This window comes from Pseudomonas danubii (assembly GCF_042980055.1).
GTDB lineage: Bacteria > Pseudomonadota > Gammaproteobacteria > Pseudomonadales > Pseudomonadaceae > Aquipseudomonas > Aquipseudomonas danubii.
Map to the genome: position 1 here is coordinate 4508800 of NZ_CP116502.1, position 22992 is coordinate 4531791.

2 protein-coding genes (1 of these 2 only partly in view) are annotated in these 22992 nt (G+C 66.4%); both read left to right on the top strand.

From position 1 onward, the window contains the following. The first annotated feature begins 31 nt into the window (after window positions 1-31). Window positions 32-14971: an SDR family NAD(P)-dependent oxidoreductase gene (locus PFZ56_RS20620; protein WP_394304426.1), complete on the top strand. Its 14940-nt coding sequence runs from the start codon at window positions 32-34 to the stop codon at window positions 14969-14971. Further along, window positions 14968-22992 carry the 5' portion of an SDR family NAD(P)-dependent oxidoreductase gene (locus PFZ56_RS20625; protein WP_394304427.1) on the top strand. Its footprint extends 4116 nt past the window's final position, so only the first 8025 of its 12141 coding nucleotides appear in the window; it begins with the start codon at window positions 14968-14970; its stop codon lies off the right edge, out of view. Before PFZ56_RS20620 ends, PFZ56_RS20625 begins: the two co-directional genes overlap by 4 nt.

Consider the following 22992-nt stretch of genomic DNA (forward strand, 5'->3'; position numbering starts at 1 on the left):
TACAGCACACGCGTCACAGGGAAGTTGAAGCATGCAAACAGCCGCAGATCAGACCAGCGCCGGCGCCTCCGGTGAACTCGATGCACTGGCGCGCCGCCTGCTGGCGAGCCAGCTCCAGGGGCTGGGACTTGGCCATGCCGAGGACTTGCAACCCCTGGCCACTCGCCACGGCCATGTCACGCCGGCTTACCTGCAGCGGTGGCTGGCCGAGAGCCTCAAGTATGTAGCCGGTGTCGAAACCGGCGACGCCGGGGCCCTGTGGCAACAGTGGGATGAAGGCTTGTCCGGGTGGCGCCAGGACCCGGACCTGGCGCCCAGGGCGTTGTTGCTCGACGCCTGCCTCAAGGGCTTGCCGGGGTTGCTGCGCGGCGAACAGAGCGCCCCCGGCCTGCTGTTTCCCGATGGCTCGATGTCCCTGGTGGAAGGGGTCTACAAGCACAACCGGGTTGCCGACTATTTCAATCAGGTGCTGATCGAGGCGGTGCTGGCCTATATCGAAAGCCGTCCGGCGGACGCCGAACCGCTGCGCATCCTGGAAATCGGCGCCGGCACCGGTGGCACCAGTGCCGGCCTGCTGGCGGCGCTGGCACCCTGGCGTTCGCAGATGGGCGAATACTGCTACACCGATCTGTCACGGGCGTTCCTGCAACACGGCAGCGACCAGTTCGCTGCCCAGCATCCGTTCCTGCACACCCGTCTGTTCGATGTCTCGCGCCCTTGCGCCGAACAGGGGATCGATACCGATCACTACCACCTGGTGGTGGCGACCAATGTGCTGCACGCCACCCCCGACATCCGCCAGACCTTGCGCAATGCCAAGGCCCTGCTTTGCAAGGGCGGTTTGCTGATGCTCAACGAAATCAGCGAGGCGTCGTTGTTCACCCACCTGAGCTTCGGCCTGCTCGAAGGCTGGTGGCTGTATCGCGATGGCCCTCTGCGGCTGCCCGGTTGCCCTGGACTGTCGCCGGCGGGGTGGCAGGCGGTGCTGGAGCAAGAGGGGTTCAGCCCGGTGCTGTTCCCGGCCCGGCAGGCCCATGCCCAGGGCCAGCAAATCATCCTCGCCGAGAGCGACGGCATCGTCCGTCAGCCCGTCGTCGGCCAGCAGCGGCCCGTGCCAGCAGCGGCTGACTCCCGCGCGCCCCAGGAGACCTTCAGCCCAGGCCCGGATCAGAGCAGCGCGGACGCTTGGCGGTGTCGGGTCGCTGATTTCCTGCGCCATCTGGTCAGCGCCACGCTGAAGATCCCGGCCGACAAGATGAGCCTGTCGCGGCCACTGGAAGACTATGGCCTGGACTCGATTCTGGTGGTGCGGCTGACCCATGCCTTCAGTGAGCACTTTGCCGCCGTGGACAGCGCACTGTTTTTTGAAGTCCCGACCCTGGCGGCGCTGACCGAGCACTTTATCCAGCAGCGTGGCGAAGAACTTCAGCGGCTGTTGGGCCAGCCCGAGGCCGAACAGCCCGCGCCACAGGCACCCGCCAGCACACCGCACAGCAGCGCCAAGGCCCGGGAGCAGGGCGCGGGCGGCCCTATCGCGATTATCGGTCTCGACGGCCGCTATCCGGGGGCGCAATCGATGAGCGACTTGTGGCGCAATCTGGCGGGCGGTCATTGCGCCATTGGTGAAATCCCCGAAGAACGCTGGGACTGGCAGCGCTATTTCTCGGCCGAGAAGGGTCAGCCCGGGCACCTTTACACGCGCTGGGGCGGCTTCATCGAGGGCATCGATCAGTTTGATGCGGCGTTTTTCCGCATTTCGCGCACCGAAGCCGAACGGATGGACCCCCAGGAGCGGTTGTTCCTGCAAGTCGCCTACCACAGCATCGAAGACGCAGGCTACAACCCGGCAACCTTGCATCAACAGGGCGAGGTCGGGGTGTTTGTCGGCGTCATGAACGGCAGCTACAACCCCATCAGCAATTACTGGTCGATTGCCAACCGGGTGTCTTATCAGCTGGATCTGCAGGGCCCGAGCCTGGCGCTCGACAGTGCCTGCTCGTCATCGCTGACCGCCATCCACCTGGCTGTCGAGAGCCTGATCAGTGGCAGTTGCGATCTGGCCATCGCCGGGGGCATCAACCTGATCGTCAACCCGCAGCACTACCTCGGCCTGTGCGAAATGATGATGCTGTCGCGCGGCGAACAATGCCGGGCCTTTGCCGATGATGCCGACGGCTTTGTCGACGCCGAAGGTGTGGGTGCGGTGCTGCTCAAGCCGCTGGAGCGGGCCCTGGCCGATGGCGACCGGATCTACGCGGTGATTCGTGGCGGGGCGATCAATGCCGGTGGCAAGACCAACGGCTACACCGTCCCCAGCGCCGGGGCTCAACAGCGTGTGCTGGAAAAAGCCCTGGCGCGGGCGGAGGTCAATGCCCGGCAGATCAGCTACATCGAGGCCCATGGCACCGGCACCGCGCTGGGCGATCCGATTGAGATCAGCGGCCTGAGCCGGGTCTTTGCCAGCAGCGATGGCGCTTCCTGCGCCATTGGCTCGATCAAAAGCAATATCGGTCACTGCGAAAGTGCCGCCGGCATCGCTGGCCTGAGCAAGGTGCTGCTGCAATTGCAGCACCGCCAGCTGGTGCCGTCGCTGCATGCGGCACAGCCCAACCCGAAGATCGATTTCGCCCACAGCCCGTTTCGCCTGCAACAGCAACTGGCGCCCTGGAGCACCCAGGGCGGGCCCCGCATTGCGGCGATTTCCTCGTTCGGCGCCGGTGGTGCCAATGCGTCGCTGATCGTCGAAGAACACCTCGCCAGCCCCGACTCGCGTCCGGCCATGCCCGGCCCCTGGCTGATCCTGCTGTCGGCCCGCGACCGGCAGCGCCTGACGCAAGCGGCAACGCGCTTGCAGGACTTTCTCGCCACGCAAGACGCACAACAGGTGGCCCTGGCCGATCTGGCGTGGACCCTGCAAGTCGGCCGCGAAGCCATGGCCGAACGCTTGGCGCTGCAGGTCGATTCGCTCGCCGAGCTGCAGCGTCGGCTGGCGCAGTGGCTGGCAGGCGAAACCCAAGAGCAGGTGTTGCAGGGGCACAGCGACCCCTATGACGAGACACTGGAGGAGCCGGGCACGCAGTTGATCGAGCAGTGGTTGCAGCACCAGCAACTGCGCGAACTGGCCGCGGCGTGGGTCGCAGGCGCAGTCGTCGATTGGCCCAAGCTCTACCGACACGACGCCTACCAGCGCCCGCTGCGGATCAGCCTGCCGGGTTATCCCTTTGCGCGAAACAGCTACTGGATGCCCGGGCTGGCACATCCGCCCGCCCATGAGGTCCGCAGTGCAGAGCCCTCGGACCAAGATCTGAGCGGCTGCTGCTACCTGCCTCGCTGGCAGGCGCAAAGTGCCGACGAACAGGCTCAGGCGCCAGGCAACGGCGCAGTGCTGCTGGTCACGCTGGGTGAGTCTGCCGCTGCCAGCAAGGGGCTGTTGGCGGCGCTGACCGAACACTATCAGGACCGCCGCCAGGTGCTGCGGATCGATTGCACCCTGGGCACTACGGCGCAACTGGCGGCGGATCATTGGCGCTGCAGTGCTGCTGATCCGGCGGGCTGGGCAACGATTCTGGCGGCACTGGGCCCGGTGGCGCAGTTGCTGGTGATCAGCGGGCAAAGCGCCGACGAGCTGTCGCCGGCGGCGCTCGCCGACAGCCTGCAACACCACGAGTTGCCGCTGCTGCGGCTGTTCAAGGCGTTGCCGAGCCAAGTGCCAGAGGGTCACGGTATCGACTGTTTCCTGTTGTCGTTTGGCCGCTACGCCTTTGCCGGGGCACCACAACGGGGCAATCCGCTGGGCGCGGGCATGGCCGGCCTGGGGTATGCGCTGGCCCAGAGCGAGCACCGGGTTCACCTGCGCAACCTGGACCTCAACCGCGACGAGCTGGAAACCCCGGACAGCCGCCAACGCCTGCTGGCACAGATCCTCGCCGAGCCGGCGTCCCAGCGCGGCGAACCGATCAAGCTCAGCCGGGGCGAGCGCTTTGTCCAGCAGTTGATTCCGTTGGCGTTGCCGGCGAACCGCGGCAGTGCCTCGGCGCTGCAACACAACGGGGTCTATCTGATTCTCGGCGGCAGCGGTGTGATCGGTCAGGTGATCAGCCGTCAGTTGATCGAGCACTATCAGGCCCGGGTGATCTGGCTCGGGCGCAAGGCCGCCGACAGTCCGCAACTGCAGCAGAGCCTGGGGCACGAGCAGTGGCGCGGTCGGGTCGATTACCTGCAGGTCGATGGCACCGACCTGGTGCAATTGCAGCAGGCCGTGGCCCTGGTCAATCAAAGGTACGGACGCATCAATGGTGCGGTGTTTTGCGCCATGGTCTTCGACTTCGAGAACAGCATCCAACACAGCAGCGAGGCGCAGTTTCAGCACATTCTCGAGATCAAGAGCCGTGGCAGCCTGAATTTCTATCAGGCGCTGGCCGGGCAGGCGCTGGATTTTCTCTGCTATTTCTCCTCCGGGCAGGGCTTTGCCTTTTCCGGCGCGGCCAAGCTCTCGGCCTATGCCTGTGGCATCACCTTTGCCGACGCCTTTGCCGAGGCCATTGGCCCGAGCGCGCGCTTTCCGGTGGGGGTGATCAACTGGGGGTTCTGGCGGGCCTCGCTGCAGGCGCAGGCGGTCAGCGAGCACCTGGATGCCCTGGATGATGACCAGGGTTTTACCTGTTTCAGCCGTTTTGTCGCGCATTTGGCCGGCAGCTCGCTGCGCCGCTTGCTGTGCATCAAGGCCTCGCCGGCCGTGCGTCAGTTGATGGCCGTGCCCGAGGGCCTGCAAGGGCGCCTGGAGCCCGGAGCGCTGGCCAGTGCCAGGTTGCCGGGGGTTGAACTGCAGCCTGCCGAGCATGAGCGCTTGCAGCAGCTGTTTGACCCGCAAATGCTCGATCAATCGATTGCCGTGCTGCTGTTGGTCCAGTTGCAGACCCTGGGGATCTTCACCAGCCCTGAGGTGCAGAGCGCCGAGCTCTGGCGCCAGCAGGCGGGTATCGGCGAGCGCTACCGCCGCTGGTGGCAGGAATGCCTGGCGATTCTGCTGGAGCACGGCTACCTGCAGCAGCAAGGCCAAGGCCTTGGGGTGGCCACGCCGATTGCCCGCTCACGTCACGCGGCGATCCTCGCGGCCTGGAAAACCCAGTGCGAGCACTACCTGGCGGACCCCGAGCGCCGGGCTCAAGTGACCCTGGTCGACGCGTGCCTGATGCACCTGCCGCAGATCCTGACGGGGCAGATCCAGGCCACGGACCTGCTGTTTCCGGACGGCTCGATGGACCAGGTCGAGGGCATCTACAAGCACAACAGCCTGTCGGACTTCTTCAACGCCCAACTGGCCTCGCGGGTCAGCGCACAGGTGCAACGGCTGGTCGCAGCCGAACCCGGGCGGCCGCTGCGCATCCTGGAAATCGGCGCGGGCACCGGTGGCACCACAGCCCCCTTGCTGGCCGCGCTGGAACCTTGGGCCGAGCACCTGGGTGAATACTGTTACAGCGATCTTTCCCACGCCTTCCTGCAGCACGGGCACGCCAGCTTCGCCGCCGGCCGGCCTTACTTCACCACGCAAATCCTCGACATCAGCCAGCCCCCCGGCAACCGCCAGGGGTATGACATTGTCGTGGCCACCAATGTGCTGCACGCCACCGCCAACATGCGCCACACCCTGGCCCATGTCCGTTCGTTGTTGCGCAGCGGCGGCCTGCTGGCGTTGAACGAACTGAACCGCAAGACCTGCGCCGCCACCGTGACCTTCGGCCTGCTCGATGGCTGGTGGCTGTACGAGGACCCCGGGGTGCGCATCCCCGGCTCGCCACTGATCGCCGAGCAGACCTGGCTTGAGCTGCTGTGGAGCAGCGGCTTTGAACAGGTCGACCTGCATCTGCCGGAGCCACTCGCCCTGGGGCAACAGATCATCACCGCCCATGGCGACGCCCTGACCCTGCACAGCGTTGCGCCACCGCTGCCGAGTACCGCCGCAGACGACAAGGAGTCTGGATTGAACGAGCATCCTGTAAGCGCGACAGCCACCGCAGCACCTGTTGCCGACAGATTGCAGCAGGTGATCATCCAGGCCCTGGCCCGGACCCTCAAGGCCGATGAGCAGAGCATCGGCCTGCGCACGCCGTTTTCCGACTACGGCGTCGACTCGATTCTCGGGGTCGGCTTCATCAAGCAGCTGGGCCAGCAACTGCGGATCAAGCTCAACAGCGCGCTGCTGTTCGAGCACGCCACCGTGAGCAAGCTCCAGCATTACCTGCAACAGGCCCACGGCCCGCAGATCGCGCAGGCGCTGGCGGCAATCCCGAACAGCGAGGCGAGCAGCGAACAGGCAGGGGAGGCGCCAGCCGTCCCGCCAGCCGCACCGAGCAACCCGGTACTGGCCGCAGCACTGGCGGGCAATCAACCCGCGAGCCAGCCCGGGCGCAGCGGACTCGGTGCGATTGCCGTGATCGGCATGGCCGGGCAGTTTCCCGGCGCCGATGACGTCGATGCCCTGTGGGACAACCTGCTGGCCGGACACCACAGCGTCCAGGCCCTGGGGCCGGACTACCTGCAACCCGAGGCCTACAGCGCCGACCGGCAGCCGGGCAAGAGCTATTGCAATCGCGCCGGCATCCTCAAGGACCGCGACTGCTTCGATCCGCTGTTCTTCAACCTCACGCCCCACGAAGCCGAATCCATGACGCCCCATCAGCGCCTGGTGCTGCAGGAAAGCTGGAAGGCGCTGGAAGATGCCGGGTACAACCCGATGACACTGGCGGGGCAGGCGGTCAGCCTGTACGTCGGTGCCGAGCCCGGTGGCTATCACCATGACTCCTTTACCGGCAGCTCCGAGGCCATCATCGCCTCGCGACTGTCCTACTTCCTCGACCTCAAGGGCCCGGCCATGGTGGTCAACACCGGTTGCTCGTCCTCGGCGGTGGCGATCCACCAGGCCTGTGAAAGCCTGCGCCACGGTGAAAGCCGCATGGCCCTGGCGGGCGGGGTCTATGCATTGCTGGACCAACGGGGGCTGATCAGCCTGTCGGCCATCGACATGCTCAGCCCCAGCGGCCAGTGCCACGCCTTCGATGCCGCCGCCGACGGCACGGTGATTTCCGAGGGGGTCGCCATGGTCGTGCTCAAGCGCCTGGAAGACGCCGAAGCCGAGGGCGACCCGATCTACGCGGTCATCGAGGCCTCGGGAGTCAACCAGGACGGGGTTAGCAACGGCATCACCGCGCCCAACGGAGATGCACAAGAGCAACTGCTGCGCGACACCTGGCGCAGGTTTGGTGTCGACCCCGGGCACATCAGCTATGTCGAAGCCCATGGCACCGGCACCCGCCTGGGGGACCCGGTCGAGGCCAATGCGTTGATCCGGGCGTTCCGTGGCTTCACCGACGCCCAGGGCTACTGCGTGCTGGGCAGCGCCAAGGCCAACCTCGGCCATGCCGCTGCCGCAGCCGGTGTGATCGGCCTGATCAAGGTGCTGCTGTCGATCCGCCACCGCACCTTGCCGGCCATGCCGGGTTTTGAGCGGATCAACCCGCTGATCGAGCTCGAACATTCACCGTTCTACATCAACCGCCAAGCGCAGGCCTGGCAAGCCAGTGGCGGCCAGCGACGGGTCGCGGCGCTCAATTCCTTTGGCCATAGCGGCACCAATGCACACCTGGTGATTGCCGAATACCCGGACCTGCCGCCCGCTGTGCCCAGTACCGCAGCAGACGTTGTCAGCCGGGTCATAGTGCTGTCGGCCAAAACCGTCGAAAGCCTGGGCGACAACGTCCGCGCCCTGGCGCGCTGGCTGGACAGAAGCGAAGCGCCACTGAGCGATATTGCCTTTACCTTGCAGACCGCCAGGGAACCAATGGCGGTGAGGGCCGCGTTGGTTGTCAGCGACCTGGACCAGTTGCGCATGCAACTGACCCGGCTGGCCAACGGCGACACCCCGGCGATGGCCGAGGGCGACAGCGGGCGACTGGCTCGGGACTGGCTTGCCGGAGGCTCTATTGACTGGGCGGCCCTGTGGCCGGCCGGTTCGGCCCGGCGTATTCATCTGCCGGGGTACCAGTTTGCCAAGGAGCGCTACTGGGCCGAGCAGACGTCGATCCCCCTGGTCCAGCCCGCAGCGGCGCAGCGGCTGGAGTCGCCTGCCACCGGGCTGTTTCTGGCGCGCCCGGTGTGGCAGGAGCCGCTCAGTAGCGGCGCTGATGCAAGCGCTGAGCAGAGCCAGTCTTTGCTGCTGTGGGTCGGCTTCAACGACGCCCAAGTGGCACAGTTGCAAGCCCTGAGCGCCGCCGCAGGCGTCAGCGGCGAGGTGCTGGCGTGCGCCAACAGCGGCCCGGCGGCCTGTTATCAGGCGCTGGCGATTGCGCTGCTGCAGCGTTTGCAGGCCCTCAAGGGCCGGGTTCACCTGGAGCTGATGATCGCCGAACAAACACCGGAGGACCGGCTGTACGCCGGCCTCGAAGGCCTGCTCAAAAGCGCCTGCCTGGAACAACCGGCCCTCAGTGCCAGGTGCCTGCTGGTCAAGACCGAGGACGAGCAGCCGTTGGCGGCCGCGCAACTGGCCCTGTTGCCTGGGCTACTGGGTGCCCGCCGCCTGCGCGCCCGCTCGGTGTTGCAGCGCCTCGACCTGCAAGGCCAGCACCAGGAACTGCAGTGGCAAGAGCTGGCGGACGATGTCGCCGCCAGTCGCACAAGTGATCGCCCCCTGTGGAAAGACCGCGGGGTGTACCTGATTACGGGCGGCGCGGGTGGCCTGGGGCTGATCTTTGCCCGGACGATTGCCGAGCAATGCCGGGATGTCACCCTGATTCTAGTTGGCCGCTCGCACCTTGATTCACGCCAGCAGGCGCAGTTGCAGGCTATTCGCGACCTGGGCGCCGCGGTGGTTTACCAGCCGCTGGACCTGACCGACGGCCAAGGGCTGGAGCGGCTGATTGCACAGATCTGCACGGCCCACGGAGGCCTCAACGGCGTGCTCCACGGCGCCGGGATCAACCGCGATCGGCTGCTGGTCCAGAAAACCCCGCAGGACGTGGTGGAGGTGTTTGCCGCCAAAGTGCTAGGCACCGATCTGCTGGACCGCGCCTGCCGCCGGCTGTACCTGGACTTTTTCGTGCTGTTTTCATCCTGTTCGGCGGTGCTTGGCAGCGTCGGGCAGGCCGATTACGCCGCGGCCAACGCGTTCATCGATCAGTTTGCCGAGCTGCGCAACCTGCGCGTCGAACAGGGCCTGCGCTTCGGCCACACGCTATCGCTCAACTTTCCCCTCTGGCGCGATGGCGGCATGCAGATCAGTGCCGCCGACCAGGCGCACATCCGCCAACAGACCGGCATGGCGCCGATGCAGTCGGTGCATGGCATCCAGGCGTTGCAGCTGGGGCTAAGCGCCGGCCTGGCGCGGCTGTTGGTGATCGAAGGGGATCTGGCGCAGATTCGTGGTCAGTTTGGCGCTGCTGAGCCGGTCGATGCACAACCGGCGCCTGGCTTGCCCCGGGTGACGGTTGACCCTGCGCAGCTGTCGGCGGCGGTTCTGGAGCGCCTCAAGGCGGTGTTCTGTGCCGTCACCAAGCTGCCGCCGGCCCGGGTCGAATGCGACGCCCCGCTGGAGCATTACGGCATCGACTCGATCATGATCATTCGCCTCAACCGGGCGCTGGAGGAGCGGTTCTCGGCGATGACGCAACTGCATCCGGCCGAGCGCCTGTTGTCGAAAACGCTGTTTTTCGAGTACCCCAGCCTCGACGCCCTGAGCGCCTACCTGGTGGCCGAACATCAGCGTGCCTGCCTGATATGGAGCGGCCTGGCCGAGGAGGCGCCAATTGCGGCGCCGGCCGTTGGCCAGGCCAGCCCAGTGCCCGCGTCGATGGCCATGGCCGCCGCCGAACCCATCGCCATCATCGGCATCAGCGGGCGTTATCCCCAGGCCGCCAACCTCGACGAATACTGGCGCAACCTCAAGGCGGGGCGCGACAGCATCACCGAGATCGCGCCGCAGCGCTGGCCGCTTGAAGGCTTCTACGTGGACTCGGTCGCCGAGGCGCTGAAGCAGGCTCGCAGCTACAGCAAGTGGGGCGGTCTGATCGACGGTTTTGCCGATTTCGATCCGCTGTTCTTCAATATCTCGCCCCGTGAGGCGGTCAACATGGACCCCCAGGAGCGGCTGTTCCTGCAGTCCTGCTGGCAGTCCCTGGAAGATGCCGGGATCACCAAGGCGGACCTGGCGACGAAGTATCAGGGCAATGTCGGGGTCTTTGCCGGGATCACCAAGACCGGTTACGGCCTGTACGGGCCGGCACTGCGCGAGCAGGGGCAACTGGTCTTTCCGCGCACCTCGTTCGGCTCCACCGCCAATCGGGTTTCCTACGTTCTGGACCTCAACGGACCGAGCGAGCCGGTGGACACCATGTGTTCGTCGTCGTTGACCGCGCTGCACCGGGCCTGTGAAAGCCTGCGCCGCGGCGAGTGCCGCATGGCCTTTGCCGGCGGCGTCAATCTGTACCTGCACCCCTCCAATTACGTTGAGTTGAGCGCCGGGCAGATGCTTTCCAAGGATGGTCGCTGCCGCAGCTTTGGTGAAGGCGGCAATGGCTTCGTGCCGGGCGAGGGCGTCGGTTCCTTATTGCTCAAGCCCTTGTCCCAGGCCCTGGCGGACCGCGACAACATCCACGGGGTGATCCGCGCCGTGGCGGTCAATCATGGCGGTAAAACCAACGGTTACACCGTGCCCAACCCCCAGGCCCAGGCCAAGGTGATCCGCCTGGCCATCGATCAGGCTGGGCTCGACGCCAGCCAGATCAGCTACATCGAAGCCCATGGCACCGGCACCGAGCTGGGCGACCCGATTGAAGTCAGCGGCCTGACCCAGGCCTTTGCCCTTGACCGTGTCGCCCTGGGCCACTGCGCGCTGGGTTCGGTCAAGGCCAACATTGGCCATCTGGAAGCTGCTGCCGGTATCGCCGGGGTCAGCAAGGTGATTCTTCAGCTCAAGCATCGGCAACTGGTGCCGAGCCTGCACGCGGCCACCCTCAACCCCAACCTGCGGCTGGACGCCACCCCGTTTTACCTGCAGCAGACCCTGGACGATTGGCAACCGGCCAACGCCGGACCGCGGATCGCCGGGGTCTCATCCTTTGGTGCTGGCGGCGCCAACGCCCATGTGCTGCTCCAGGAACACGACGAATACCGGCCGATGCCGCACGCCAGTGACGCCGAAGTGATCCTGCTTTCCGCCCGCGACGCGGACCGCCTGCGGGACTACGCCCAGGCCCTGCTGGCCTATATAGAGGCACGTCCGGGGCTGTCGGGTGCCGACCTGGCAAACCTGGCGTACACCCTGCAGCAGGGTCGGGAAATGATGGCGGCGCGGCTTGGACTGATCGTTGATGGTGTCGCCACGCTGGCGACCCGGTTGCGTCGCTTTATCGACCACGACACCACGGCGGATGCCGATTTTTATCGCGGCGACCTGCAGGGCAAGCGCCCGGCGGCCCAGGCCGATGCCGAGCAGGCCACGCAGGTCAGCCAGTGGGTCGAGAGCGGCCAGTTGCACCAGTTGCTGCAGTCGTGGGTCAAGGGCGCGGTCATCGACTGGTCGCTGCTGCAGGCCCGGCGCAGCGGAGCGCTGCCGTACCGGATCAGTGTGCCGGTCTACCCCTTTGCCCGGGAAAGGTACTGGTTGCCGGCTGTGCAGCCTGGGGCCGGCGCGGTCACGCAAACGCCAGCGGCCCCAGCGCCGGCTGCCGCAGCCAGTGATGGCCTGAGCTACCTGGCGCGCTGGCAAGCCGTGGGGCAGGGCGCTGAAGCGTCGAGCATCGAGCCCGCGCCTGTGCAACAGCGCTGCGTGCTGATTGTCGCCGAGGCTGCGCTGCGGCCGGTGGCGGAGGCGATCACCGCGAACTACCTGCTCAGCGCCGGTTTTGCCACCGGCGCCGGCCGGGTGATACGCCTGGAACCGGGCAGGCACACGGCCTGTCTGGCAGCGGATCACTGGGCGCTGGATGCCACTGATCCGCAAGCGCTGGAGCAATGCCTGGGCGCGGTGCCGGCCATCGATTGCCTGTATTTCTTCGCTGGCCACGCCGCGGCCGCCGACTGGCAAGCGCAGCTCGACAGCCCGCAGAACCACGAGATCCTGCTGCTGCGCTTGATCAAATGGCTCAAGCAGCACAGCCCTTGCCAGGCCATCGACAGTTACATCATCAGCCAGGACAACTTCGACATCAGTGGCGAGGCGGTGAGTGCCATGGGAGGCGGCCTGACGGGCATGGCCTATGCGATTGCCCAGGGCGAACACCGGTTCCGGGTGCGCAACCTGGATGTCGCCAGCCGCGAGCTGGCCGACAGCCGACGCCGCCCGCGCTTGTTGCGCCAGTTGCAGAGTGAGGCCGGGTTGGCTCGGGGAGAGGCGTTGGCCCTGCGGGACGGCGTGGCCTATCGCCAACGCCTTTTCACGTTGAGCTGGCAAGCGCAACCCTCGGCAGTCGACGGCGGTTTTGTCACCCCGGCGCTCAAGCAGGGGGGCGTCTATGTGATTCTCGGCGGCAGCGGCACGGTGGGCAGCATTATCAGTCGCTATCTGCTGGCCGATTATCAGGCCCGGGTCATCTGGCTCGGTCGCAGCAGCGCCGACGACCCCAAGGTGCAGCAGCGGCTCGCCAGCTGTGTGCAACGGGTTCAGGGCAGCGTGCAGCCGTCGCAGTTGCACTACCTGCAAGCCGACGCCAATGATCCGGCCTCGCTGCAACGGGCCGTGGCCTGGATCAAACAGCACCATGGGGCGATCAACGGCGCGATTTTCTCCGCCGTGGTGTTCAACCATGAAGACCCGATCACCCGCATCCCCGAGGCGCAGTTCGACGCCATCCTGCAGGTGAAAAGCCGGGGCGGCATCGAGTTCTACCGGGCTCTGGCCGATGAACCACTGGATTTCATGTGCTACTTCTCCTCCGGGCAGAGCTTTGCCTTCTCGGGTGCGGCGCGGCTGGGCGCCTATGCCGCGGGCATCACCTTCGGCGACACCCTGGTGCGCAGCCTGCGCCAGCAGGCGGCGTTCCCGGTGGGGGCGATCAATTGGGGGTTTTGGCTGTCATCGCTGACCGAACAACAGGCAGCGGACCCGACGGCGCAACCCATGAGCCGCCACGCCGGGGCTCTGCAGGACCGCGAGGGTTTCGAGTGCTTTGCCCGCTTTATCGATGCCCTGAGCCAGGGCCAGCTCGATCAGCTGCTGTGCATGGCCGCCTCGGCGCCGGTCCAGCAGTTGATGCAGTTGCAACCTGAGCCCATCGTCCTGGGCCAGAGCGCCGGGCACGCGGCGGACGACGGCTGCGAGCGTTATCGCCAGGCGGCGGCGCCGTTGCTTGCGGCCCATGACCCGGCGCCGTTTGACCGTGCCATGGCGGCCATGACCCTGGTGCAACTGTGCCGCATGGGCCTGTTCGGCCAGCCGGGGCAGTTCGCCGACAGTGACGGGCTGCGGCGCCAGGCCGGTATCGGCGAGCAGTACGCTCGCTGGTGGGCCACCAGCCTGGAAATGCTGCAACAGCAGGGACTGCTGGAACGCCGTGGCACGCAGGTCGCACTGACCGCGCCGGTGGATCTGCAGGCACTGGAGCAGCACTGGTGCCAGCTCAGGGATCAGTTGCTCGCCGAGCCACAACGCAAGGCCCAGGTGGAGCTGGTCGATGCTTGCCTGCAACAGCTGCCGGCGATACTCGGCGCACGGACCCAGGCCACCGACGTGATGTTCCCCCAGGGTTCGATGCACAAAGTCGAAGGGGTTTATCGTCACAACGCCTTGTCCGACTACTTCAACCAAGTGGTCGCCGGAGTGGTGCAACAGCACCTGGAGGGGCTGTCGATCCGTGAACCGCAACGGCAGATCCGCATTCTGGAAATCGGTGCGGGCACCGGCGGCACCAGTTCCATCGTGCTGCCGGCGCTGCAGCCCTGGCGCGAACGGATGGCCGAATATTGCTACAGCGACATCTCCCAGGCGTTCCTGATGTACGCCAGGAACACTTACGGTGCGGCCAACCCGTTCCTCACTTATCAGCTGTGGAACGTCGAACAGCCGCCGCAGGCCCAAGGCCTGGAACTGGGCGGCTATGACATCGTGATTGCCGCCAATGTGCTGCACGCCACCGGCAGCATTCGTCGCACCCTGGCCCATGCCGCGGCATTGCTGCGGCGCGACGGCATCGTGCTGCTCAATGAAATCAGTGACCGGTCGCTGTTCGCTCACCTGACGTTCGGCTTGCTCAAGGGCTGGTGGCTGTACGAAGACCCCGAACTGCGCATCCCCGGCACCCCGGCCCTGTACCCGCAGAGCTGGGCCCGGGTGCTGGGCGAGAGCGGTTTCCACAGCGTGGCCTTTCCGGCGCAATGCGCCCACGGCCTTGGCCAGCAGATCGTCGTGGCGCAGCGCAACGGCGTGGCCCCTGCGGCGCTGTTCGTCCCCGACGAAAAGCCCCAGCGCCAGCCCCAACCTGTGCCGCTTGCCACACGGCCACTGGCAGCGACTGTGGCCTCCGAGCCCCTGCCATCGGCGCCTGCGGCCAATGGCGGCGGCCGCGGGGCGCTGACCGCGTTGGCGCTGGACGGCCTGGCCAAGACCCTGCAGCTGGAACCGGGGCGGATTCAGGTGGATCAGCCGTTTGCCGACTACGGCATCGATTCGATCCTGGGCGTGAGCTTTGTCAGCCACATCGGCGCGGCCCTGGGCATCGAGCTCAACACCGCCTTGCTGTTCGACTACCCATCGCTGGAGAGCCTGGTGGATTACCTGCTCGCTCAATACCCGGCGCAGTGCGCGGCCTTGGGCGGTGATGCCGCGCCAGCGGCGGCAACCGAACCGGCGCCATCGGTGGGGCAACTGGAAGCGGCCTTTCTCTGCGGTGAACTGGCCATCGATGAATTGCTGCAACTCGTCAACCACAGCACTAGCGCACACCACGACGCAGCCCAGGCTACGGCCGGTAAAGGACAATCATGAGCAGCCAAGCATTTCACTCCATCATCGCCCGGCTGCAACAGCGCCAGATCAGCGCTGAACAGGCCCGGCAACTGCTGCAACAGCTCAAGGCCAGCGCCGAAACCAGCACCGAGGCCCGCGCCGAAACACCACCGGCGGTGCCGCCGCAGCTGCACGACGACATTGCCGTGATCGGCATGTCGGGGCAGTTTCCCGGCGCCGAGAACGTCGAACGCTTCTGGCACAACCTGAGCACCGGCGCCGATGGCGTGGTCGAGTTGGGCGAGCGTTACCTGGACCTGCAACGCAGCTATTCGGCCGAGCGCCAGCCCGGCAAGACCTACTGCAAATGGGGCGGTGTGCTGGCCGAGCGCGACGACTTCGATCCGCTGTTCTTCAACATCTCGCCCCGGGATGCGGAGTCGATGAACCCCCATCAGCGGCTGATCCTGCAGGAGAGCTGGAAGGCCCTGGAAGACGCCGGCTACAACCCGAAAAGCTTTCGCGACCAGGCGGTGGGCATCTTTGTCGGGGCGGAGCCGACCGGCTATTTCCACGAAACCTTCATCGGCGCCTCCGACGCGATCATTGCCTCGCGGCTGTCCTACTTCCTGGATTTCAAGGGGCCGGCGCTGGTGGTCAACACCGGTTGCTCATCCTCGGCCACGGCCATCCACCTGGCCTGTGAAAGCCTGCGCAACCAGCAAGCCGATCTGGCCCTGGCCGGAGGGGTCTTCGCCACCCTGGGCGAACCCGGGCTGATCAGCCTGGCGCAAATGGACATGCTTTCGCCCACCGGGCGCTGCCATACCTTCGATCAGCGCAGCGACGGCATTGTGCTGTCCGAGGCGGTGGGCATGGTGACCCTCAAGCGTCTTTCCCAGGCCCTGGCCGATGGCGACCCGATCTACGGGGTGATTTGCGCCTCGGGGATGAACCAGGACGGTGCCAGCAACGGCATAACCGCCCCCAGTGGCCAGGCCCAGGAGCGCTTGATCAGCGAGCTGTATCGGCGTTTTGCCATCGATCCCCGGCAGATCAGCTACGTCGAGGCCCACGGCACCGGCACGCCCCTGGGTGATCCGGTGGAGGTCAATGCCCTGGTCCGGGCGTTCCGTCAGTTCACCGCCGACACCGGCTATTGCGCTCTGGGCAGCGCCAAGGCGCACATCGGCCATGCGTCGGCGGCGGCCGGGGTGGTCAGCCTGATCAAGATCCTGCTGTCGATGAAGCATGGCCAGTTGCCGGGGCTGCTGAATTTCCAGCAGCTCAACCCGCGGATCGAACTGGCGGGCTCGGCGTTCCACATCCACCCCGAGCCCCGGGAATGGCTGGCCGAGGCGCCGAAAATGGCGGCGCTCAACTCCTTTGGCCACAGCGGCACCAACGTGCACATGGTCATCCGACAAGCCCCGGAGCCTGCGGCCGCGCCGCTCGGCCACGAGCCGCGCCTGTGCCTGCTGCCGTTGTCGGCACGCACCGCCGACAGCCTCAAGCGCTATGCCCGGCGTGTGCGCCAGGCCCTGCGAGATCCGGCGCTGCGCCTGGTGGATCTGGCGTACACCTTGCAAACCGGGCGGCAGGCCCAGGCCCATCGCTTGATCATCCTCTGCTCGGACAAGGAGCAACTGCGCCAGCAACTCAATGACTGGCTGGACGGCCACGCCTCCCGCGACGTCTATTGCGGGCAGATCGACACCGTAGAGGGGGGCGACATCGAGCTGCCGGGCAGCGCCGAGCCGCAGCGCCTGCAAGCCCTGGCTCAAGCCTGGGCCGCGGGAGGCAAGCTCGACTGGGACAGCTTCAATCGCCAACACCGGGGCGACGCCCGCCGAGTGCACGTGCCGGTCTATCCCTTTGCCCGGCAGAATTTCTGGATAGCGCCGGCGCAACGGGGCGTGGCGGCGGGCACGGTCAGCGCCGAAGGCTCTTGCGGCCCGCGCCAGTTGCATCCATTCCTGGCGCGCAACACCTCGGACCTGCAGCGTCAGCGCTTTACCAGCCGCTTTGATGGCGAGGAGTTTTTCCTCAAGCAGCACGTGGTGGGCGGGCAACGGATTTTTCCCGGCGTCGCCCATCTGGAAATGGCCCGGGCGGCGGTGGCAATGGCCACGCCAGGGCCACAGCCAACCCTGACTCAGGTGGTGTGGCTGCGGCCCTTGATCGTCGGCGCCCAGCCGCGCCAGGTGGATATCGAACTGATCCAGGATGAGGACGGGGCGATCCGCTTCGAGATCTCCAGCCGCGAACTCGATCCGCTCACCGGACAAGCCACCGCAGAGGCGTTGCTGCACAGCCAGGGCCTGGCCGCTTTCACCTCGCCGCCAGCCCGGCAGGTGGATCTGGCGGCGCTCAAGGCGCGGATGAACGGCGGCCAGTTGAGCGCCGAGCAGTGTTACGACGCCTACCGGGCCATGAGCTTTGCCCACGGCCCGGCTTATCAGGGCCTGGAGTCGGTGCACCTCGGGCAGGGTGAAGTGCTGGCACAACTGCGATTGCCCGCCTGTCAGCGCGATGGTTTTGAGGACTATGTGCTGCATCCGTCGCTCATGGACTCGGCGCTGCAAGCGGCCATCGCCCTGAGTCTGGGGGCCGACGTGGTGCTGAGTGAGGACCAGCGGCAGCACTTGCCGCCGTTGACCCGACCAACCCTGCCGTTTGCCCTGGAAGGCTTGCAGATTCTGCAACCCTGCAGCGAACGGATGTGGGCTCGGGTCAGCTACGCCGAGCGCCGCGACGATCAGCAGGCCGATAGCGGTTTGCAGCGTTTGAACATTGAGCTGTTCGATGCCCAAGGCACGCTCTGCGTCTTGATGCAGGGCTTTACTTCACGGGTGCTGAGCGCCCCGAGCGAAGCACCAGGCGCCGAGCCTGAGTTGCTGGAAACCCTGTTGTTCCAGCCCCAATGGCTGGAGCAGGCGGCACCGACGCTGCCCGCGCCGAGCCTTGGCCAGCGCCTGATCCTGCTCAGTGGCTTTGATCCGCAGTTGGCCGCCCAGGTGCAGCAGCAACTGAGCACCCAGGACGGCGCTTGCCAGTGCATGGTGCTGGAGGCTCCCGATCAGGACTGCGCGGTGGACTATCAACAGCTGGCCCTGGCGCTGTTGCAGCAGATCCGCGGGCTGCTGGCCGGCGGTGGCGGACGCCGCCTGCTCCAGCTGGCGGTGCATAACCCGCGCGGCGAGCGGATGAGCGGCGGGCTGGCGGCAATGCTGCGCAGCTTGCAGCAGGAGGCGCCGCAGGTGCGCGGCCAGCTGATCGAGCTGGATCAACCATCGTCACTGGCACAACGGCTGGCGGAAAATATCGCCGCCGGCGATGTCGCCATCCGCTACCGGGAAGGCCGGCGCCAGGTTCAGTGCTGGCGGCCGTGCCCGCCGGTCGACCTGGCGATCGACGCGCCGTGGAAGGACCGCGGGGTGTACCTGATTACCGGTGGCCTCGGCGGCCTCGGCCGGCTGTTTGCTCAGGCCATCGCTGCCCGTGTCAGCGACGCCACGCTGATTCTCACCGGCCGCTCGGCATTGGCCGCAAACGGCTTGGCCGGGATTGATGCGGGCCGCAACCGGGTTCACTACCAGTCGCTGGATGTCAGCGACGCCCAGGCGGTACAGCGGTTGATCGACGGGATTGTCGCCGAGCACCACGGCCTCGACGGCGTGCTGCACTGCGCCGGGGTGATCCGCGACAGTCTGCTGATCAACAAGCAGGATGACGAACTGCGCCAGGTGCTGGCGGCCAAGGTCGCCGGCAGCCGCAACCTGGACCTTGCCACCGCTGGGCTGGTGCTGGATTTCTGGATCTGCTTTTCTTCCGGGACCGGTGTCGTCGGCAACGTCGGCCAGGCGGACTACGCGGCCGCCAACGCCTTTGTCGATCACTACGCCGCGTACCGCCAACAGCTCACCGCCCAGGGGCTGCGCCAGGGCCAGAGCCTGGCGATCAACTGGCCGCTGTGGAAAGACGGCGGCATGCAGGTCGATGCCGCCACCGCGCAGCACATGGCCCAAAGCACCGGCATGGTGGCCATGCCGAGCAACGCCGGGATTCATGCCTTGCGCCAGTGCGTGGCGCTGGCCTTGCCCCAGGTGCTGGTGATGCACGGACGGCGCGAGCCGATGACCGCGCTGGTCAACGCGGCCACCGCCGCGGCAATGCCGGAGCCACAATCGCTCTCAGCGCAGCCGGCATCGTTGTCGGCAGCAACGCAGCCGGCGGCGCCGCTGACTGAAGCCTTGCAGCGGGCGCTGATCGAACAGGTGTCGGCGCAGATGAAGATTCCCGCTGGCGATATCCGTCTGGATGTCGAGTTCAGCCAATACGGCTTCGACTCGATCAGCCTGACCACCCTGGCCAATACCCTGAAACAGCAATGGCGACTCAACCTGGCGCCGACGATCTTTTTCGAACACGCCACAGTCGGTCGTTTCTGCGCGTACCTGGAGCGCGAGCACCAGGCGGCGCTGGCTCCACGATTCGCGCCGCAGGCCAGCGCAGCGCCAGCCGCCGCGGCCCAGCCCCGGCAGCAAGCGCTGCCAGCGGCGGTCCCGGGGCCAGGGGACGGCGTCAGCGGAGTCAGGCAACCGCCACCAGCAAACCGCATCGATGACGAGATCGCGGTGATCGGTATCAGTGGCCGCTTTCCCATGGCCGAGGACGTCGAGCAGTTTTTCCATAACCTCAAGGACGGGCGCGACTGCATCAGCGAGATTCCCGCCAACCGTTGGGACTGGCGCGAGTACTACGGTGATCCCCATCGCGAAGTCGACAAGACCAACGTCAAGTGGGGCGGCTTCATCCACGGCGTCGATCACTTCGACCCGCTGTTCTTCGCCATTTCGCCACGGGAAGCGCAGCTGATGGACCCGCAGCAGCGGCTGCTGATGACCTATGTCTGGCTGGCCATTGAAGACGCGGGCTACGCCAGCGCCGATCTGGCGGGCAGTAACACCGGGATCTTCGTCGGCACCGGCGTGACCGGCTACAGCAGCCTGATTGCCAAGGCCGGGATACCGGTGGAGGGCTACAGCGCCACGGCGATGGTGCCGTCGGTCGGCCCCAACCGCATGAGCTTCCTGCTGGATTTTCATGGCCCGAGCGAGCCCGTGGAAACCGCCTGTTCCTCGTCCCTGGTGGCGATCCACCGCGCGGTTCAGGCGATCCACAGTGGCGACTGCGCCATGGCGGTGGTCGGTGGGGTCAATACCCTGATCGCCCCCGAGGCGCAAATCAGCTTCAGCAAGGCCGGGATGTTGGCCTTGGACGGGCGCAGCAAGACCTTTTCGGCCCAGGCCAACGGCTATGCCCGTGGCGAAGGCGTGGGGATGATCGTGCTGAAAAAACGGGCCCAGGCCGAGGCCGATGGCGACAATATCTACGCGCTGATCCGCAGCACCGCGGAAAACCACGGCGGCAAGGCCAACTCACTGACGGCGCCCAACCCGCGGGCCCAGGCCGAGCTGTTGAAGTCGGCCTACCGCAAGGCCGGCGTCGATCCGCGCAGCGTCGGCTACATCGAGGCCCATGGCACCGGCACCGAGTTGGGCGACCCGATTGAAATCAACGGCCTGAAAATGGCCTTCCGCGAACTCAACCAAGAGCTGGGCAACGAGGCGTTGGCGCAGGGCTACTGCGGCGTAGGCTCGGTGAAGTCGAACATGGGGCACCTGGAGCTGGCGGCCGGGATCGCCGGGGTGATCAAGGTGCTGTTGCAACTCAAGCACAAGACCCTGTTCAAGAGCCTGCATTGTGAACAGCTCAACCCTTACATCGAACTCGACAACAGCCCGTTTTACGTGGTGCAGCACAATCGTCCATGGGCGGCCATCCAGGACCGCCAGGGCAACCAACTGCCGCGGCGGGCGGGGGTCAGCTCCTTCGGTTTTGGAGGTGCCAATGCCCATGTCCTGCTGGAGGAGTACCGCGCACCGCAGGTGGAGCGCCCGCTGCTGGCAACCGGCGCGCGAGCGTTTGTGCTGTCGGCCAGAACCCCGGAGCGGCTGCGTGAGGCTGCCCGTCGCCTGGCGGCGTTCATCGCCGCACGAGCGCATCAGGACCCGCTCGAAAGCCAGGCCTACCTCGATGATCTGGCTTATACGCTGCAAGTGGGCCGCGACGCGATGCAGGAGCGGGTGGCGCTGTTGAGCGATTCCCTGAGCGATCTGCAACGCCAGCTCGATGACTTTGCGGCGACCGGCAAAGCCATGTATCGCGGCGTATCCGAGAGCGACAACCCGGCGCTGGCACTGTTTCGCCAGGACGAGGACATGGCTGGTGCACTGGCGGCCTGGATCGACAAACGCAAGTACCCCAAGTTGCTGGAGCTCTGGGTGCAGGGCCTGCAGATCGACTGGCGTCAGCTCTATCCTGGCGATCGCCCGCTGCGGCGCCTGAGCCTGCCGGGCTATCCCTTCGCCCAGGAGCGCCACTGGGTCACAGACCTGGCCGGCGCTGCAGTGCCCGGCCGTGGGGCGCCGGCGGCGTGGCTGCACCCGATGCTTGAGCGCAACACCTCGGACTTCTACCAGCAGCGTTTCAGCAGCCGCTGGCAGGGCGACGAAGGCTGGTTCGTCGACCATCGGGTCAACCAGTGCAACACCATGCCCGGCGTCGGCTATCTGGAAATGGCCCGGGCCGCCGTGGTGCGCTCGCTGGATCGGCAGGCAGCGCAAAGCGGCACGCTGCAATTGAACAACGTCGTCTGGTTGACGCCCTATACGCCGACACCGGAGCGCAGCGAGCTGCATGTCGCACTGACACTGGAGCAGCACAAGATCGACTTCAGGATTTACTCGGACGCCGAGGGCGGGGTGCTTGAACACTGCAAGGGCAGTGCCCAGGTGATTGCCGCCGCCGAGGTGCCGGCGCTGGATCTGGCCACACTGTGCGCGGCGCCCTGGCAGCGCAGCCTGGAGGCGCACGAACTGTATCCGCTGTTTGCGGCGATGGGCATTGACTACGGCCCTGGCCATCGCGGTGTGTCCCAGCTGTGGTTGGGCGAGGGCAGGGTGCTGGCCCGCCTGGAGCTGGCGGCAGAGGGTTTTGCGGGGGATTGGGTGTTGCATCCGGGCATGCTCGATTCGGCGGTCCAGGCCTCCATCGGTCTGTTGCAAGACCACCAGGGCACAGGCCAGACGCTGCTGCCTTTCGCCCTTGAGCAAGTGCAGGTGTTTGCCCGGTGCCAAGCGCAGATGTGGGCACTGATCAGCCTCGACAGCCGCCACCCGGGCAGCGCGGTGCAGCGGATCGACATCCAACTGTGCGACGCCCAGGGCCAGGTGGCCGTGGCGCTGCGCGGTTTCAGTTCCCGGCCCATGCGTGATGGCCGCGGCCAGCCGCTGGCGCAGGACAGCGAGCCGGTGCTGCCGGCGGGCTTGAGCCTGCTGGCCCCGCAATGGCTGATCGCCGACAGCCCGGCCAAGGTGATGCAAGCCTTGCCGACGCTGGCCATTGGTGCGTCCAGTGATCAGCGCGACTGGCTGGCCGGGTTGCACCCACAGATCCAGTTCATGCCGACCCAGGCGTCCACCCTTGAGGCGCTCAGTGCTCAACTGGCCGCTTGTGCACCGTTCCAGCGCCTGATCTGGCTGGCTCCGGCGCAGCAGAGCACGCTGATGCTGTTCCGCTTGATCAAGGCCCTGTTGCAGTTGGGGTTTGCGCAACAGGCCTTGCAGCTGCAACTGATCTTCAACACCAGTGTTGCCGTGCACCCTGATGAACCCCTGGCGCCGGAACAGGCCGCCTGCCACGGGCTGGCCGGGTCCCTGGCCAAAGAGCAAACGCTGTGGCGGGTGGAACTGATGGACCTGCCGGCCCACGGCCAGGCACTGCCACAGACGCTGCCCGAGCCCGAAGTGGCCGGGGAATGCCTGGCCTGGCGTGACGGCGAATGGTTCTGCCAACGCTTGCTGCCACTGGCCGAGCGCGAGCCGGCCGAAGCGGGCGCCGTGCAGTACCGCGAAGGCGGCGTGTATGTGGTGATCGGCGGCGCCGGAGGCATTGGCCAAGTGTGGACCCGGCATCTGATCAGCCATTGGCGGGCC

Coding starts and splice junctions, on each gene's coding strand:
- PFZ56_RS20620 (WP_394304426.1), top strand. CDS start 32: ATGCAAACAGCCGCAGATCAGACCAGCGCCGGCGCCTCCGGTGAACTC.